This window comes from Streptomyces canus, assembly GCF_041435015.1.
GTDB classification, from domain to species: Bacteria; Actinomycetota; Actinomycetes; order Streptomycetales; family Streptomycetaceae; genus Streptomyces; species Streptomyces canus_G.
In genome coordinates this window covers 5,846,020-5,861,967 of sequence record NZ_CP107989.1, presented here as the reverse complement: position 1 = coordinate 5,861,967, position 15,948 = coordinate 5,846,020, and the positions used below count along the sequence as shown (strand labels likewise).

Genomic DNA, 15,948 nt, shown 5'->3' with positions numbered 1-15,948 from the left:
CCACGGACGTCCGCCTGAACGCACAGGGAACGGACCGTCAAGGCATCGGCAAGTCGGCAAACGAATAGCCGACGTTGGGCCGGACTTGGGCAGCGCTTGGGACAAACCCCCGAGACGGACGGCTAACCGGCGTGCAGCATCAGCCCGATGCCCGCGACCAGCAGCCCCGCCGCGACGATCCTCGGCGCCCCGAACCGCTCCTTGAAGAACAGGGCGCCGATGGCCGCGCCGACGATGATCGAGGATTCGCGCAGGGCGGCGACGGGGGCGAGTTCGGCCTTGGTCTGGGCCCACAGGACGAGCCCGTACGCGGCCACGGAGAGGGCGGCACCGACGAGCCCGACCCCCGCGAACGGCCTCAGTACGGCGACGAATCGGCCGCGCCACCGTGTGAGGGCGTACGCCGGGATCACGACTCCCTGCACCGCCATCAGCCAGGCGATGTACCCGAGCGGGGAACCGGAGGCGCGCACCCCGAGCCCGTCGACGACGGTGTACGCGGCGATGGTCAGCCCGGTCGCCAACGCGGCGCCGATCGCCGCCCAGTTGGGCCGACGGCCGCGCAGCCCCCACAGCGCGACGCCGGTCAGTCCCGCGCAGGAGAGGGCGATTCCGGCGGCGGCCCACCCGTCGGGCACCTCGTTCGCGAAGAGGGCGGCCAGCACGGTCACGACCAGGGGCGCGGTGCCGCGTGCGATCGGATAGGCCTGCCCGAAGTCCCCGAGTTGGAACGACTTCATCAGCAGCGCGTAGTAGGCGATATGGATGCAGGACGAGGCGAGGAGATACGGCCACGCGCCCGCCGCAGGGACCGCCGCGAGCGGGATGAGCGCCAGCCCGATCAGCATCCCCCCGCCCGAGATCAGCGTGAACCCGACCAGCTTGTCGGTGATCTGGTGCGCGATGGCGTTCCAGCTGGCGTGCGTGACCGCGGCGAGCAGTACGGCCGCGGTGACCAGCGGCGTCACGCGGTGCGCTCGCGGACGTCCACGAGAGCGGCACCGGCCTGGGCGACCAGGTCCTTGGGAGCTATGGGGAACACGGCGTACGGATCGCCGGCGGCGGCCCAGACGAGGTCATGGTCGAGCAGCGACCGATCGGCCAGCACCCGGGTCCTCGTACGGTGCCCGAAGGGCGGCACGCCCCCGACGGCGTACCCGGTCGTCTCCCGTACGACATCGGCCTTGGCCCGGGTGACCTTGTCGGCGCCGAGCTCCTCCCGGACGCGCTCGAGGTCGACCCGCGAGGCCCCGTCCATCAGCACCAGCACGGGCACCCCGTCCGCCGCGAAGATCAGCGACTTGCAGATCTGGCTCAGCTCGCACCCGATGGCAGCGGCGGCCTCGGCGGCGGTACGGGTCGCGTCCGGGAAGCGGCGGACCTGCGCGATGAGCTCACCGAGCCCCAGCTCGCGGAGGGCCTCGGCGAAACGGGGATGGGCTGCAGAGTCCGAAGGCGTCATGCCCGGCAGGTTAGCTGCCGGATACAAACGTCACGACCGAATTCATCGTCGGACGGTGTGGACCGGGCTTGTTGTGGCGTCCCGCCGTGCTGAAGCGGCAGGATGCTGCGATGACCCCGTCTCCCGCGGTACGCCCCTACCGCCCCGAGGACCGCGACGCCCTCGAGGACATCTGCGTCCGTACCGCCCACGCGGGCCGGGACAGCCGTCCGCACTACAAGGACCCCGGCGTCTTCCCGGCGGCCTTCGCGGCGCCGTACGTCCATCTCGAACCGGAGCTGGCCTTCGTGCTGGACGACGGGGAGGGACGGGCCGTCGGGTACATCCTCGGGACCGCCGACACGCCCCGGTTCGTGGCGGACTACCGCGCGAAATGGCTGCCCCTGGTGGCCGACCGCTACCCGGAGCCCCGCCACGAGCCGCGCAGCCCCGACGAGGAGATCGTCGCGCTCCTGCACCGCCCCGAGCGGATGCTGGTGCCCGAAGTCGCCGCCTGTCCCGCCCACTTGCACATCGATCTGCTCCCCGAGTGGCAGGGGCGCGGGTACGGGCGCGCGCTGATGGGGAGCTTCCTGCGCGCGCTGCACGAGCGGGGCGTGGCCGCCGTACACCTGTCGATGGTGTCCGCCAACACGCCCGCCCGTGCCTTCTACGACCGTCTCGGCTTTCACGAGATCGCCGTACCGGATCCCGGGCCCGTCACCTATCTTGGCCGGTCCACGGCAGAAGAAGGCCGGTGAGGGCACCTCCCTCACCGGCCCACCTCTCTCACGCGGCGTGCGTCAGACGCGTACCAGCTCCCGGTCCTCGTCCGGATCCGCGTCCTTCTCCGCCTGGGTGCGCAGTCCCTCGCCCTCGACGTCGACGTTGGGCAGCGCGCGGTCCAGCCACTTCGGCAGCCACCAGGCGCGGCGGCCGAGCAGGGCGAGGACCGCGGGGACGATCGCCATGCGGACGACGAAGGCGTCGAAGAGGACGGCGATCGCGAGGCCGAAGCCGATCATCTTGATCATCGACTCGCCGGAGCTGATGAAGCCTCCGAAGACGGCCATCATGATGACCGCGGCGGCGACCACGACCCGGGCGCTGTGCTTGAAGCCGGTGACTATGGCCTGGCTCGGGGACTCGCCGTGGACGTACGCCTCGCGCATGCGGGTCACGAGGAAGACCTCGTAGTCCATCGCGAGGCCGAAGACCACGCCGACCATGAAGATCGGCATCATCGACATGATCGGGCCGGTCTCCTCGACGCCGAGCAGCCCGCCGAGCCAGCCCCACTGGAAGACCGCGACGACGGCACCGAGCGCGGCGAGGACCGACAGCAGGAAGCCGAGGGCCGCCTTCAGCGGGACCAGGATCGAGCGGAAGACCACGATCAGGAGGAGGAAGGCCAGGCCCACGACCAGGGCCAGGTACGGGATGAGCGCGTCGCTCAGCTTCTGCGAGAAGTCGATGTTCAGCGCCGTCGTGCCGGTGACCAGGACGTCCGCGTCCGCCTTGGACGCGACGTCGTCACGGATGGCGTGCACCAGGTCCTGGGTCTGGGCCGAGGACGGCTTGGAGTCGGGGACGACCGTGATGGTCGCGGTGTCGCCGGCCTTGTTGAAGGTCGCCGGGGTGACCGTGACGACATCCTTGAGACCCTTGATGCCGTCGGTCACCGTGGTGGCCGCGGCCTTCGGGTCGTCGCTGTTCTTCGCGTCGACCACGATCATCAGGGGGCCGTTGAAGCCGGGCCCGAAGCCCTCCGAGAGGAGGTCGTAGGCGCGGCGCTGGGTCGTGGACGTCGGCTGCGAGCCGTCGTCGGGCAGGCCCAGTTCCAACTGGCTGACCGGTAGCGCGACGGCGCCGAGGCCGACCACACCGAGCAGCAGTACGGCGGCCGGTCGGCGGATGACGAAGCTCGCCCAGCGCGTGCCCAGGTTGGGCTTCGAGAGCGCCGTCCCGGTGGTCTTCCTGCGCTTCTCGCCCGCCGGGCGGATCTTGCGGCCCGCGTACCCGAGGAGCGCCGGAATCATCGTCAGCGCGATGAGGACGGCGATCACGACCGTGCCCGCCGCGGCGAGACCCATCTTGGTCAGCATCGGCACGTTGACGACCGAGAGACCGGCCAGCGCGATCACGACCGTGAGGCCCGCGAAGACCACCGCGGAACCGGCGGTGCCGGTGGCCCGGCCCACCGCCTCCTCGCGGTCGCGGCCCTCGGCCAGTTCGGCGCGGTAGCGGGAGACGATGAACAGCGCGTAGTCGATGCCGACCGCGAGGCCGATCATCGCCGCGAGCGTGGACGTGGTGGTGCCGAGGTCGAGCGCCTTGGCGAGAACGGTGATGGTGGAGACGCCGATCGCGACACCGATGATCGCGGTCAGCAGCGGCAACCCGGCCGCGATCATCGAGCCCAGGGTGATGACCAGGACGACCGCGGCGATGGCGAGACCGATGGCCTCGCCGACTCCCCCCGCGTCGGGCTGGGCCTGGAGCGCGTCGCCTCCGACGTCGACGGTCAGACCGGTGGCCCGGGCGTCGTCACCGGCGGTCTCCAGGGCGTCTTTGGTCGCGTCCTTGAGGCCGACGGCGGGAGCGTCGTACTTCACCGAGAGGTAGGCGACCGTGCCGTCCTTGCTCACCGCGTTGGTGGTGAACGGGTCGGTGACGGAGACGACCTCGGAGCCGTCGCCCAGCTCCTTGACGGTCTTCGCGACGGTCGCCTTGTGGGCGGCGTCCGTCATCTTCTCGCCCTCGGGCGCCTTGAAGACCATGCGCCCGGTCGCGCCGTCGGCGCTGGCTCCGGGGAAACGCTGTTCCAGCAGGTCGAAGGCCTTCTGTGCCTCGGTGCCGGGGATGGAGAAGGAGGTGGATCCGGCGGCGGGCGCACTGGCCGCTCCGACGCCCGCGAGGGTCAGCAGGGCCACCCATATCAGGGCGACGAAGTGCCGTCGCCGGAAGGCGAGGCGGCCGAGTTTGTAGAGGAAAGTGGCCACGAAGGCGTACTCCCGGTCAGGTCGTGGAATCTAGGGCGACACGGCCCAAGGGCAGGGATGATCAGCCCGACGACGTGAGCGGGTACGTCAGGTGGAGGGCTTGCTGGGGTGACTGTGGGTCAGTCGTGCGCAACACCGAGGGCGGGGAGGACCACGGCGTCGATGTACGAAAGGAGGAAGGCCTGGGTCGGCGGCAGCTCGTCGATCATCGTGCGGGCCGCGAACCCGCCGATCATCATGTGGATCATGAACTCGATCGCCGGGTTGTCGGGGCGCACCTCGCCCCGGTCGACCGCCCGCTGCACCACTTGGCGGAACTCCGCGATCTCGGGTTCGATGAGATGCGCGCGGAACGCCTTCAGGAGATCCGGGTTGCCGTGGATCGCCATGGCCAGACCGCGCATGAGCGCGGAGTTCTGCTCCATCGTGCAGTCGTCCGAGCGCATGGTGAGCGCGTGCAGGTCGCCCTTGAGCGACCCGGTGTCGATCTCGTCGAAACCGAGACCGCCCGGCTTGGTGTGCCGCACCGCCTTCGCCACCAGTTCGGCCTTGCCGCCCCACTGGCGGTAGAGGGTGGCCTTGCTGGAACGGGTGCGCGCGGCGACGGCGTCCATGGTGAGGGCGTCGTAGCCGACCTCACGGAGCAGTTCGAGCACGGCCTCGTACAGCTCGGCCTCACGCTCGGGGGTGATGCGGCTGCGACGCGCGGTCGAGACCTCGGTCATGTCACTCACCCTTTCCGCTCCGGGACTTCGAACGACACTGTTTCGTACGACACGAATGTAGCGCATTCCTCAGCGAAACGAAACGGTTTCGTTCGTGTTGTGGGTCACGTGCTGACGCCGCAGGTCACCACTGGCCGTTTTTTCACAAGTTGCTCCGGTCCATCCCCCGGAAAAGCATGGGGAGGTGAGCTATCTGCGCCTTCCGCATCTGAGCGGCGACCTGTTGTGCTTCGTGGCCGAGGACGATCTCTGGCTGGCTCCTCTCGACGGTCCGGGCCGCGCCTGGCGTCTGACCGTCGACCGCACCAAGGTCGGCCATCCGCGCTTCTCGCCGGACGGCCGCCACATCGCGTACACGAGCTGGCGCAGTCTCGTGCCCGAGATCCACCTGGCGGACGTGGACGGCGGACCGGGCCGGCGGCTCACCTACTGGGGCAGCGCCGACACCCAGGTCTGTGGATGGACGCCCGTCGAAGGAGAAAAAGGGGGCACCATCCTCGCCGTCGCCTCCCACGGCGAGCCCTTCTCCTACTTCACCTGGGCCTACAAGGTCCCCACCGACGGCTCCCCGGGCCACAAGCTCCCCTGGGGCCCGGTCTCCGACATCCAGGTCGCCGACCGCAAGACCCTGCTCCTCACCGGCACCCCACCGCACGAACCGGCCGCCTGGAAACGCTACCGGGGCGGCGCCATGGGCCGGCTCTGGCTGCACGGCGAACGTCTGCTGCCCGACCTCGGCGGCCACCTGCACTCCCCCATGTTCGTCGGCGACCGGATCGCCTTCCTCTCCGACCACGAGGGCGTCGGCAACCTCTACTCCTGCGCCCACGACGGCTCCGACCTGCGCCGCCACACCGACCACGACGCCTTCTACGCCCGGCACGCCTCCAGCGACGGCACCCGGGTGGTGTACCAGTGCGGGGGCGACCTGTGGATCGTCGACGACCTCTCGTCCGAGGCCCGCAGGCTCGACGTACGGCTGAGCGGGCCGCGCGCGGGACGCCGTACGTACCAGGTGCCCGCCGCCCAGCACGTGGACGGCATCTCGGTCGACGAGACGGGCCGCGCGAGCGCCGTCGTGGTCCGCGGCAGCCTGTACTGGCTGACCCACCGGGACGGCCCGGCCCGCACGATCACGGACACCCCGGGGGTACGGGTCCGGCTCCCGGAGATGCTCGGTTCCGTCGGCCAGGTCGCGTATGTGACGGACGCGGAGGGCGAGGACGCGATCGAGATCGCGTATCTGCCGCGTGCGACGGGGGACCGCGAACCGCGGCGGCTGGCGTCCGGTGAGCTGGGCCGGGTTCTGGAGCTGGTCTCGGATCCGCAGGGCGAGCGCCTGGCCGTGGCCTCGCACGACGGACGCCTGCTCCTGCTCGACGCAACGGAGGACGCCGACGAGGAGGTCAACGAGCTGATCCAGTCGGTCAACGGCCCGGTGCGGGACCTCGCCTTCTCCCCGGACGGCTCCTGGCTGACGTGGTCGCACCCGGGCATCGGTCGCTCGTTGCGCCAGATCAAGATGGCCCGCATCAAGGACCGTCTGATCGTCGACGTCACCAACGGCCGCTTCGAGGACGAGAACCCGGTCTTCACCCGGGACGGCCGCTACCTGGCCTTCCTCTCCTGGCGGGGCTTCGACCCGGTGTACGACGTCCACACCGGCGACCTGTCCTTCCCGCTCGGCTGCCGGCCCTACCTGGTCCCGCTGTCCTCGGCGACCCCCTCCCCCTTCGCCCTGAACCCGGAGGGCCGCCCGGCCGCCGGAGGCCTGGACCCGGTCGAGGACGAGAGCGGCGAGGGCGGGGCCGTGACCGTCGAACTCGAGGGGCTGGAGAGCCGGGTGACCCCGTTCCCGGTCCCCGCCTCCAAGTACTCGGCGCTGTACCCGGTCGCGGGCGGCGGCCTGGTCTGGCTGCGCTGGCCGATCTCGGGCGCCCTCGGCGAGACCTTCGTGAACCCGGACGACACCTCCGAGCGCCCGACCCTCGAACACTTCGCCATCGGCAAGGCGAAGAAGACCGAACTGGTCGAGCACCTGGACTGGTTCGCGGTCAGCGGCGACGGCTCCCGGCTGGTCGTGGTGGACGAGGGCGAGCTGCGCGCGACCCCCGCCACGGAGTCCGGCGACAGCGACACGATCGTCTGGATCGACCTGCGCCGTATCCTCCACGAGGTCGACCCGGCCGCCGAGTGGCGCCAGTCGTACGAGGAGGCGGGCCGGCTGATCCGGTCGTACTTCTGGGAACCGGGGATGTGCGGCATCGACTGGGACGCGGTGCTCGACCAGTACCGCCCGCTGGTCGAACGGGTCGCCTCCCCCGACGAGTTCGCCGACCTCCTGCGCGAGGTCCTCGGCGAACTGGGCACCTCCCACGCCTATGTCACCGCCGCCCGCCGCAACGAGGGCCCCCCGCACTACCAGCGCCGTCAGGGTCTGCTGGGTGCGAACCTCGTGCTCAGGGAGGGTGGTTGGACGGTGAAGCGGATCCTCCCCGGCGACTCCTCGGACTCCAAGGCACGCTCCCCGCTGGCCGGCACGGGCATCCGCGAGGGCGCGGTCCTCACCCACGTGGACGGCCGCGCGGTCGACGAGGTCGCGGGCCCCTATCCCCTGCTCGCGGCGGCGGGCGGTACGACGGTCGAGCTGACCTTCGCCCCACCCGCCGGAGGGGCCCGCCGGGTGGCGGTGGTCCCGCTCCTGGACGAGCGCCCCCTGCGCTACCAGGACTGGGTGGCCAAACGCCGCGCTGTCGTACGGGAGTTGAGCGGCGGCCGGTGCGGCTATCTGCACATCCCGGACATGGGCGGCTCGGGCTGGGCCCAGTTCAACAGGGACCTGCGGATGGAGGTCTCCCGCCCCGCCCTCATCGTCGACGTACGCGGCAACGCGGGCGGTCACATCAGCGAGCTGGTCGTGGAGAAACTGACCCGCACGATCCTCGGCTGGGACCTGACGAGAAACGCCCAACCGGTGTCGTACGCCTCGAACGCCCCGCGCGGCCCGGTCGTCGCCCTGGCCGACGAGGCGACCTCCTCGGACGGCGACATGATCACGGCGGCGTTCAAGCTGCTGAAGCTCGGGCCCGTGGTGGGCCAGCGCACCTGGGGCGGGGTGGTCGGCATGACCGGCCGCCACCAGCTCGGCGACGGTACGGTGATCACCGTACCGATGAACGCGGCGTGGTTCGACGCGTACGGCTGGTCGATCGAGAACCAGGGCGTGCCCCCGGACCTGGAGATCCTCCGCACCCCGCTGGACTGGGCGGAGGGCCGCCACGCCCAACTGGACGACGCGGTAACGCTGGCGCTGAGCCTGCTGGAGACGAACCCTCCGGCCACGCCGCCCACCTACCGGGACGTACCGGACAGGTCGAGGCCGAAGCTTCCGCCGAGGTCTTGAGACACACAGCACCGCAGGGTGCCCTCCCAGGAAAGAGAGGGCACCCCACGCGTCAAGCAGTGACTACATGTCGTAGTCGGGGTCGAGCCGCTCCTGCTCCTCGCGCTGGAGCCGCTCGGTCTCCTCGTCCCGCATGCGGTCGCGGTCCGGGCCCTGGCCCTGACCCTGACGACCCCGCTGGCCCTGCTGCTTGGCCTGCTCGGCCTTCTGCTTGGCCTGCTGCTGCCACTGCTCGGACTTGTCCTGGAACTGGTCCTTCATACCCATGTGGGTTCACTCCCGTGGGGGTGAGGGGAAAGGCCCCTGGCCGGGGCCTCGACCAGATTCACACGCCCGGACAAAGAACGCATTTCGATCAGTCACGGTGCGTAGCGCGAGCCTCTTCATCCGCGGCCCCACCTGCACCGACGAGCCCCACCCGCATTCCCTCCAGACGCTCCCCGAAGCGCCGCATCTCCCGTTGCCCGACCGTCCCGATGAGCCCCGGCAGGTACCCGCGCATCCCCTGCATCCCGCGCAGCCACCCCTGCCCGTACACATGGCTCGACCGCCGCTCGATCCCGGCCACGATCCGCTCGACGGCCGGCCCCAGCGGATACGTCTTGTTGGCCGGCCACGGCAGCCGCTGCCTGAGCTCCCGCATGACGTCGTCCTGGTCGGCCCCGCGCACCATGTCGGTGTCGGTCCACGACAGATACCCGACCCCGACCCGCACGCCCTTGTGGCCGACCTCGGCGCGCAGGCTGTGCGCGAACGCCTCCACACCGGACTTGGACGCGCAGTACGCGGTCATCATCGGCGCCGGGGTGATCGCGGCCAGGGAGGCGATCTGCAGCAGATACCCGCGGCTCTCCATCAGCACCGGCAGGAACGCCCGGGCGGTGACGGCCGATCCGATGAGGTTGACCTCGATCACCCGCCGCCACGCCTGCGGATCGGAGTCGACGAAGGGCCCGCCGGTGGCGACCCCGGCGTTGGCCACCACGATGTCGACCTTCCCGAACCGCTCCTTGACCTCCCGTGCGACCCGGGCCATCGCCTCGTGATCGGTGACGTCGGCGTACCAGTGGTCGCTGTCGCCGTGCAGCCGTCCGGAGAGCTGCTTGAGCGCGTCCGGCTCCAGGCCGACCAGCGCGACCTTCGCCCCGCGCGCCGACAGCTTGCGGGCGAGCAACTCGCCCACGCCCCGCGCGGCCCCCGTGACGACCGCGACCTGTCCGTCGAGTCCGACCCTGCTCATGCGCCCTCCTTGACCTGGACGTAGGTGGTGACGAGTTCCCGGATCCGCGCGGTGACCGGCTCGGGCGCCTCGATGGGCGTCATGTGGCCGACGCCGGGCAGTTCGGTCACTCCGAGACAGTGGGGCAGCGCGGTGGCCAACTGGTGTGCGTGCACGGGCGGGGTGAGCCGGTCGGCCGTACCGACGACGACGGCCGTCGGCACGGTGAGCTGCCGTACGCCGTGGTCCAGATCGAGCAGATCCAGGACCTGCGACCAGGCGTGACGCACCTTGCGCGGGCAGGCGTGCACGATCCGCGCGCACGCCTCCACCATGTGCGGGGCCGAACCGGGGCCCATCGTCCCGTACTTGAGGATCCGCCGGGCGAGCGGCGTGACCGGTCCGAGCGGCGCCCGCGCCCCGAGGACGTGCCGGGTCAGCCAGGTGCGCAGCCGCCCGGCCCGGATCGGTACGACGGTCGACTCGGCGACCAGCCGCGACGAACCGGTGCTGCACAGCAGAACGGCGGCCGCGTGCGCACGGAACGCGGGACGTTCGGCGGCGGCCATGACGGTCATCCCGCCCATGGAGTGACCGACGATCACCGCCTTTCCGCCTGCCCCGAGGGCCGTCTCCAGTACGGCTTCGAGGTCGTCGGCGAGCAGGTCCGCACTACAGGCGGGGCTCGCCGGACTGCGTCCGTGGCCGCGCTGGTCGTACGCGATGACCCGGTGGTCCACGCGGAGTTCGCGGATCTGGGCGGCCCAGAAGGCGGTGGAACAGGTCCAGCCGTGGGCGAGGACGACGGGGGGCGCGTCGTCGGGACCGTGCACCTCCACGTGCAGGCGCGCCCCGTCGGCGGAGACGGCGGTGAGTTCGCGCACCGGGACGGGTGGGGCGTACGGCCCGGAGACCACGTGCGTCGGACGGCTCATACGGCGGTCGCCTCCGCGTGCGCCGGAACCCGCAGCACCTCGTACTCGGCGAGGTCCACCCGCCGGGTCGCCCGCCGGAACTCGGTCGTCGTGCCGGGCCAGATCGTGCTGTTGCGGCCGTTCGCGTCCAGGTACCAGCTGGTGCAGCCGCCGGTGTTCCACACCGTGCGCTTCATGCGCTCCTGCACCCGGTGGTTCCAGTCCCGAACCGCGGAGGGCCGGGCGTCGAGGGCCACCCGGCCGCCGAGGACGTCGAGTTGGCGTACGAAGTCGGCCAGGTAGTTCAGCTGGGACTCGATCATGAGGATCATCGAGGAGTTCCCGAGCCCGGTGTTGGGCCCGATGATGGTCATCCAGTTGGGGAAGCCGGCGGCGGAGGCACCGCGCAGCGCCTCCATCCCGCCCTTCCACGCCTCGGCGAGCGTCCGGCCGTCCGCGCCGACGACCCGGTCGGCGATCGGCATGTCGGTGACGTGGAAGCCCGTACCGAAGACGATCGCGTCGACCTGGGCCTCGGTGCCGTCGGCGGCGACGAGTGTCGACCCCTCGACCCGGCTGAGCCCGCTCGCGACCACGTCCACGTTGGGCTGGGCGAGCGCCGGGTAGTACGTGCTGCTCAGCAGGATCCGCTTGCAGCCGATGCGGTAGTCGGGGGTGAGCTTGGCGCGCAGGGCCGGGTCCTTGATGGCACGGGCCATGTTGCGCTTGGCCAACTGCTCCACCGCGCCGAGCTCGCCCGGCCGCTTGGTGAACGCCTGGACCTGCAACTCCCGGATGCCCCACAGCAGTCCACGACGGGCCTGGGTGGTGAAGGGCAGCTGCCGGTGCAGCCAGCGCTCGGTGCCGCTGATCGCCCGGTCCATGCGGGGCATCACCCAGGGCGGGGTGCGCTGGAAGAGCGTGACCTTCCGGGCGAGCGGCTGGATTGCCGGCACGATCTGGATGGCCGAGGCGCCGGTCCCCACCATCGCGACCCGCTTGCCGCGCAGGTCGTAGTCGTGGTCCCAGCGGGCGGAGTGGAAGACCTTGCCCGGGAAGGAGTCCAGGCCGGGAACGTCGGGGATCTTGGGATCGGAGAGCGGCCCGGTGGCGGAGACGACGAAGTCGGCCGACAGATGGCCACCGGCGGTCTCGATGTCCCACCGCAGCTTCTCGCTGTCCCAGGTCATCCGCTTGACCTCGGAGTTGAGGCGGATGTGCGGGCGGAGCCGGAAGACGTCGGTCACATGCTCCAGGTAGGCGCGGATGTGGTCCTGCCCGGAGAAGGTGCGCGGCCAGTCCGGGTTGGGCGCGAAGGAGAAGGAGTACAGGTGGGAGGGCACATCGCAGGTACACCCCGGATAACTGTTGTCCCGCCAGGTACCCCCCACACTGGCGGCCCGCTCCAGCACGACGAAGTCGGTGACACCCTCGCGCCGCAGCCGTACGGCGGCCCCCAGCCCACCGAATCCGGACCCGACCACCGCCACCCGCACATGCTCCTGTTCGGCCATGCCGATGCCTTCCCTGCCCGACTCTGCCAGTGAACACTGGCGCAATGGGAGGGTAGAGCAGCTCCGTACCGATGGGTAGGGGTCGGGGGGAAGGAAAGTTACTGGGGGTACGACATAGGCTGCGGCCGTGACGGACAAGCGCGAATACCGCATGGAGGAACTGGCCCGCCTGGCCGGCATCACAGTGCGCACCCTGCGCTTCTACCGCGAACGCAAACTGATCCCGCCACCCCGCCGCGAGGGCCGTATCGCCTGGTACGACGACCACCACCTGGCCCGCCTGCGCACGATCGCCGCACTCCTGGAACGCGGCCACACGCTCACCGGCATCGCGGAACTGGCGGAAGCCCTCGACCACGGCCGCGACGTCGCCGACGTCCTGGGTGTGGCGCCTCCCACCGAGGAGGAACCGGTCCGCCTCACCCCGGAGGAACTCGCCGCCCGCTTCGAGGGCGAGGTCACCCCCGAGAACCTCGCCGCCGCGATGGAGCTCGGCTACCTCGGCACCGACGGCGACGAGATCGTCCACATCAGCCGCCGCCTCCTGGACGTCTCCTCCGAACTGGTCCGCGAGGGCATTCCCCTCGGGGAGGTCCTGGCGGCAGGCAAACGCGTCCGCGAGCACGTGGACGACCTGGCCGAGATGTTCGCCGAGCTGGTCCTGCGCCACGCGAGCGAGGACGACCTCCAGCGCCTGCGCCCGCTGGCGCGGAGCGTGGTGGAGGCGGAACTTTCGCTGGCGCTGGACCGGCGGTTGCGGAAGCGGGACTAGGACCTGTCCGGCCGATCATGGTCGTGGACGGTCCGGCATGATGCCTGGGTGAGCATCATCGTCGAGTTCTTCGCGGCTCCGGATGACGCGTCAGGTGATCCTGAGTGATCTGGCTGCTCTCGTCAGCAGTGCCCGACGCCAGGGCCAGAACGTAGCCGCCCTACCCCCCACAGCCCACGTCACATGTCGAAGACGACCGTCACGGGAGCGTGGTCCGACCACCGCTCATCATGGCTGGCGGCCCGCTCCACAAACCCCTTGACCGCCCTGCCCGCGAGGCCTGGGGTCGCAACCGCGAGATCAATCCTCCAACCCGCATCCGTGTCGAACGCCCGCCCCCGGTACGACCACCACGAGTACGGCCCCACCACGTCCGGATGCAGTGACCGTACGACGTCGACGTACCCCCCGTCGGTGGTGTCGAGGACCCGGCTCAGCCAGGCCCGCTCCTCCGGCAGGAACCCGGAACTCTTCTGGTTGGCGCGCCAGTTCTTGAGGTCGGCCTGCTGGTGGGCGATGTTCCAGTCGCCGCAGACGACGACCTCGCGGCCGTCGGCTGCGGCGCGCTCGCGCAGGTTCTTCAGGTACACGAGGAACTCGTCCATGAAGCGGACCTTCTCGTCCTGCCGCGCGGTACCCACCTCGCCGGAGGGCAGGTAGAGGGAGGCGACGGTGACGCCGGGCAGGTCGGCCTCGACGTAGCGCCCGCTGGTGTCGAACTCGGCCGAGCCGAAGCCGATCCGGACCCGGTCGGGCTCGCGGCGGGTGTAAAGGGAGACACCGGCACGCCCCTTGGCGGCGGCGGGCGCGTGCACCACGTGCCAGCCCTCGGGAGCCCGGACGCTCTCGGGCAGCTGCTGTGGCTCGGCGCGCACCTCCTGCAGGCAGAGCACATCGGCGGAGGTGTCCGCGAGCCACTCCACGAAGCCCTTCTTCGCGGCGGCCCGCAGTCCGTTCACATTGGCGGAGGTCACAGTGAGCACCCGCGAACGATACCGGCACACTGGAGGACATGATGATCCGCCGTGTCCCCTTCGACCACCCCGACGCCGTCAAGCTCAACGACCAGGTCCAGGCCGAGTACCACGTCCGCTATGGCGACGGCGGCGACGCCACCGAGCTGGCCCCGACGGACTTCGAGCCGCCGAACGGCGTGTACCTGATCGCGTACGACGAGAGGGACAGCCCCGTCGCCACGGGCGGCTGGCGCGCCCAGGACGCGAACGGCGAGGGCAACCTGGACGGCGACGCCGAGCTCAAGCGCATGTACGTGATCGAGCAGATGCGCGGCCGCGGTCTCGCCCGCCGTGTCCTGGCGGCCCTGGAGGACGACGCCCGCGCGGCGGGCCGACTGCGCATGGTCCTGGAGACCGGCACCAAGCAGCCGGAGGCGATAGCGCTGTACACCTCCAGCGGCTACGAACCCTGCGTCAAGTTCGGCTATTACCGCCACCACGAGGCGAGCCGCTGCTTCGCGAAGCCGCTGTGAGAGGGCCGTACACATGGCAGAAGGCCCGCTCCTGAATCAGGAGCGGGCCTTCATGATACGTGGACCTGTGGGGATTTGAACCCCAGACCCCCTCGATGCGAACGAGGTGCGCTACCAGACTGCGCCACAGGCCCTTGCAACGAGTGAAACTCTAGCATCCCGGTCCGGGTGCTTGGAAATCCGTTCCCGGCTGGTCAGGGCGCGGTGATCCCGCCCCGTCCGTCACTCGTTGGCCGCGCGCGGCCGGTCGCCTTCCTCGTACTGGTCGAAGAGCGGCGTACGGCCCCGCTCGCGTGCGCGGCGGGCGGAGGCGGCGCGACGGGCGTCACTGCGGCCGCCCGCCGCCGGCTTGCCCTCCGCGTCGTCCGACAGGTCCTCCGACTCCTCGTCCTCCGCGACGGGCGTCGCCTCCCGGGCCGACTGCTCCGGAGTGGCGGCACTGCTGGACCGCGCCGAGCTCCACGCGTCCGGCGCCCCGAGGTCCACGTCCGAGGTGGCCCGCGGAGCGACCGGCGCGGTCACGTACGTCGGCAGCGGCACCGGTACCGGGTCCCAGCTGTCCCCGTGCCCCGGCCGGTGCTGCCGTTCGCGCTGCTGGTCGATCCACTCGGCGTGATCGGTCTGCTCGACGAGGGCGCGCCGGTCGGCGGCGAGCGCCGAGAGTCCGGGATCGGTCTCCGTCCCTGGTCCCTCTTCCGGTTCGTCGGCTTCCACGCCGGTGCTCACGGACGCGCGCCGGCGCGGCTGGCGCGCGCGCTCCCGCAGTCGCTGTGCGGCGGCCTCGGCCCGGCGCCGGTCCATCTGGTAGGCGAAGCGGCGGCGTTCCTGGGAGCGCAGGTACGCGATGTACCCGCTGAGCATCACGGCGGGCACGCCGGGCGCCCACAGGAAGGCGAGTCCTCCGACGGCGGCGACGATCGTGCCGAGCGTGAAGGCAAGGAAGAGCATCACAGTCGTACGCCGTCGGCGCGCGAGTACCTTCGTGCGCCGGGCGCGCGCCGCGGCCGCTTCCGCGGCGGCCGTGCGCCGGGGCGCGGGGGCATGCGTCTGAGCGTGGGATGGCGCCGGGGCGGCGGGTGCGGGTGCCTGCTTCCGTGTCGGCGCGCCACCGTGTTCGGGCGCGGGCTCGCGCGGCGCCTCCCGGCGCTCCGAAGCCGGCGGCTGGACCGTCGCCTGGGCCTGCGGACGGGGGGCCGGAGGCATAGCGAAGGCCCGGACGTCCACCGACTCGGTGACGGCATCCGGTTCGTCGGCGCCGTGCTCCCCCTCGTCGGCGGAGCGCGCGCGCAGGTCCTTGGCGTATCGACGCTCCATGCCCGCCCGTCCGGACAGCAACCGGATGGCCGTGCTGAAGCGTTCCGTCGGACGGGCCTCGTTCAGCTCGTCCTGCCTACGGAGCCACATCGGCACCAAGTAGGCGGCCCAGGCCCCGACAATGACTGCGTAGATGAGGCCGCTGCTGCTCACGC

Annotated in this window: 14 protein-coding genes and 1 tRNA gene; 4 read left to right on the top strand and 11 right to left on the bottom strand. The window is 71.0% G+C overall.

Annotation, left to right across the window (positions count from 1 at the left end; all coding sequences use genetic code 11):
* Window positions 1-122: 122 nt before the first annotated feature.
* Both OG841_RS26875 and OG841_RS26870 read right to left on the bottom strand, forming a co-directional pair.
* Window positions 123-968 carry a DMT family transporter gene (locus OG841_RS26875; RefSeq protein WP_328639149.1) on the bottom strand — a complete coding sequence of 282 codons (846 nt, stop codon included), beginning with the start codon at window positions 966-968 and terminating at the stop codon, window positions 123-125.
* On the bottom strand, window positions 965-1,462 hold the full coding sequence (locus OG841_RS26870) for a YbaK/EbsC family protein (RefSeq protein WP_371566974.1): 498 nt from the start codon (window positions 1,460-1,462) through the stop codon (window positions 965-967). The genes OG841_RS26875 and OG841_RS26870 overlap by 4 nt, the downstream gene beginning before the upstream one ends.
* 110 nt (window positions 1,463-1,572) lie before the next feature.
* Here OG841_RS26870 and OG841_RS26865 point away from each other — a divergent pair, with 110 nt between their 5' ends.
* Entirely contained in the window at window positions 1,573-2,202 is a 630-nt protein-coding gene (locus tag OG841_RS26865) for a GNAT family N-acetyltransferase (RefSeq protein WP_328639151.1), read from the top strand.
* 42 nt (window positions 2,203-2,244) lie between these two features.
* Here OG841_RS26865 and OG841_RS26860 read toward each other — a convergent pair whose 3' ends face one another.
* Entirely contained in the window at window positions 2,245-4,443 is a 2,199-nt protein-coding gene (locus OG841_RS26860) for an MMPL family transporter (RefSeq protein ID WP_328639152.1), read from the bottom strand.
* Window positions 4,444-4,562: 119 nt separating this feature from the next.
* Window positions 4,563-5,168 (bottom strand): TetR/AcrR family transcriptional regulator, encoded by a 606-nt coding sequence (locus OG841_RS26855; RefSeq protein ID WP_328639153.1) that lies wholly within the window; start codon window positions 5,166-5,168, stop codon window positions 4,563-4,565.
* A gap of 184 nt (window positions 5,169-5,352) precedes the next feature.
* On the opposite strand from OG841_RS26855, the gene OG841_RS26850 reads away from it, so the two are divergent.
* Window positions 5,353-8,571 carry a S41 family peptidase gene (locus tag OG841_RS26850; protein ID WP_328639154.1) on the top strand — a complete coding sequence of 1,073 codons (3,219 nt, stop codon included), beginning with the start codon at window positions 5,353-5,355 and terminating at the stop codon, window positions 8,569-8,571.
* Window positions 8,572-8,634: 63 nt separating this feature from the next.
* Here the strand turns inward: OG841_RS26850 and OG841_RS26845 are convergent, their stop codons facing one another.
* The 4 genes from OG841_RS26845 to OG841_RS26830 all read right to left on the bottom strand — a co-directional run bounded on the left by OG841_RS26845 (window position 8,635) and on the right by OG841_RS26830 (window position 12,218).
* Window positions 8,635-8,838 carry a hypothetical protein gene (locus tag OG841_RS26845; protein WP_266563589.1) on the bottom strand — a complete coding sequence of 68 codons (204 nt, stop codon included), beginning with the start codon at window positions 8,836-8,838 and terminating at the stop codon, window positions 8,635-8,637.
* Between the two features lie 88 nt (window positions 8,839-8,926).
* On the bottom strand, window positions 8,927-9,811 hold the full coding sequence (locus OG841_RS26840) for an SDR family oxidoreductase (RefSeq protein WP_328639155.1): 885 nt from the start codon (window positions 9,809-9,811) through the stop codon (window positions 8,927-8,929).
* The gene (locus OG841_RS26835) at window positions 9,808-10,725 is read right to left on the bottom strand and encodes an alpha/beta fold hydrolase (protein ID WP_328639156.1); all 918 of its coding nucleotides are present in this window, start codon (window positions 10,723-10,725) and stop codon (window positions 9,808-9,810) included. Before OG841_RS26835 ends, OG841_RS26840 begins: the two co-directional genes overlap by 4 nt.
* Window positions 10,722-12,218 (bottom strand): flavin-containing monooxygenase, encoded by a 1,497-nt coding sequence (locus OG841_RS26830; protein ID WP_328639157.1) that lies wholly within the window; start codon window positions 12,216-12,218, stop codon window positions 10,722-10,724. The genes OG841_RS26835 and OG841_RS26830 overlap by 4 nt, the downstream gene beginning before the upstream one ends.
* Window positions 12,219-12,345: 127 nt before the next feature.
* Between OG841_RS26830 and OG841_RS26825 the strand changes: the two genes are divergently transcribed.
* Window positions 12,346-12,990 (top strand): MerR family transcriptional regulator, encoded by a 645-nt coding sequence (locus OG841_RS26825; protein WP_371566973.1) that lies wholly within the window; start codon window positions 12,346-12,348, stop codon window positions 12,988-12,990.
* Between the two features lie 179 nt (window positions 12,991-13,169).
* Here OG841_RS26825 and OG841_RS26820 read toward each other — a convergent pair whose 3' ends face one another.
* Complete coding sequence (locus tag OG841_RS26820; RefSeq protein ID WP_328639158.1) at window positions 13,170-13,973, bottom strand: exodeoxyribonuclease III; 804 nt, start codon at window positions 13,971-13,973, stop codon at window positions 13,170-13,172.
* 29 nt (window positions 13,974-14,002) lie between these two features.
* Here OG841_RS26820 and OG841_RS26815 point away from each other — a divergent pair, with 29 nt between their 5' ends.
* Window positions 14,003-14,479 (top strand): GNAT family N-acetyltransferase, encoded by a 477-nt coding sequence (locus OG841_RS26815; RefSeq protein WP_328639159.1) that lies wholly within the window; start codon window positions 14,003-14,005, stop codon window positions 14,477-14,479.
* Between the two features lie 60 nt (window positions 14,480-14,539).
* Here the strand turns inward: OG841_RS26815 and OG841_RS26810 are convergent.
* Window positions 14,540-14,613: transfer RNA gene (locus OG841_RS26810), tRNA-Ala, on the bottom strand.
* 88 nt (window positions 14,614-14,701) lie between these two features.
* Window positions 14,702-15,946, bottom strand: coding sequence for a divisome protein SepX/GlpR (gene sepX, locus OG841_RS26805; RefSeq protein ID WP_371566972.1), 1,245 nt, complete (start codon window positions 15,944-15,946; stop codon window positions 14,702-14,704).
* Window positions 15,947-15,948: the final 2 nt, after the last annotated feature.

What these genes read in the sequence shown, in the direction of transcription:
- OG841_RS26830 (WP_328639157.1), bottom strand. Translation starts at nt 12,218, where the DNA reads ATGGCCGAACAGGAGCATGTGCGGGTGGCGGTGGTCGGGTCCGGATTC.
- OG841_RS26845 (WP_266563589.1), bottom strand. Translation starts at nt 8,838, where the DNA reads ATGGGTATGAAGGACCAGTTCCAGGACAAGTCCGAGCAGTGGCAGCAG.
- OG841_RS26865 (WP_328639151.1), top strand. Translation starts at nt 1,573, where the DNA reads ATGACCCCGTCTCCCGCGGTACGCCCCTACCGCCCCGAGGACCGCGAC.
- OG841_RS26840 (WP_328639155.1), bottom strand. Translation starts at nt 9,811, where the DNA reads ATGAGCAGGGTCGGACTCGACGGACAGGTCGCGGTCGTCACGGGGGCC.
- OG841_RS26855 (WP_328639153.1), bottom strand. Translation starts at nt 5,168, where the DNA reads ATGACCGAGGTCTCGACCGCGCGTCGCAGCCGCATCACCCCCGAGCGT.
- OG841_RS26870 (WP_371566974.1), bottom strand. Translation starts at nt 1,462, where the DNA reads ATGACGCCTTCGGACTCTGCAGCCCATCCCCGTTTCGCCGAGGCCCTC.
- OG841_RS26815 (WP_328639159.1), top strand. Translation starts at nt 14,003, where the DNA reads ATGATGATCCGCCGTGTCCCCTTCGACCACCCCGACGCCGTCAAGCTC.
- OG841_RS26835 (WP_328639156.1), bottom strand. Translation starts at nt 10,725, where the DNA reads ATGAGCCGTCCGACGCACGTGGTCTCCGGGCCGTACGCCCCACCCGTC.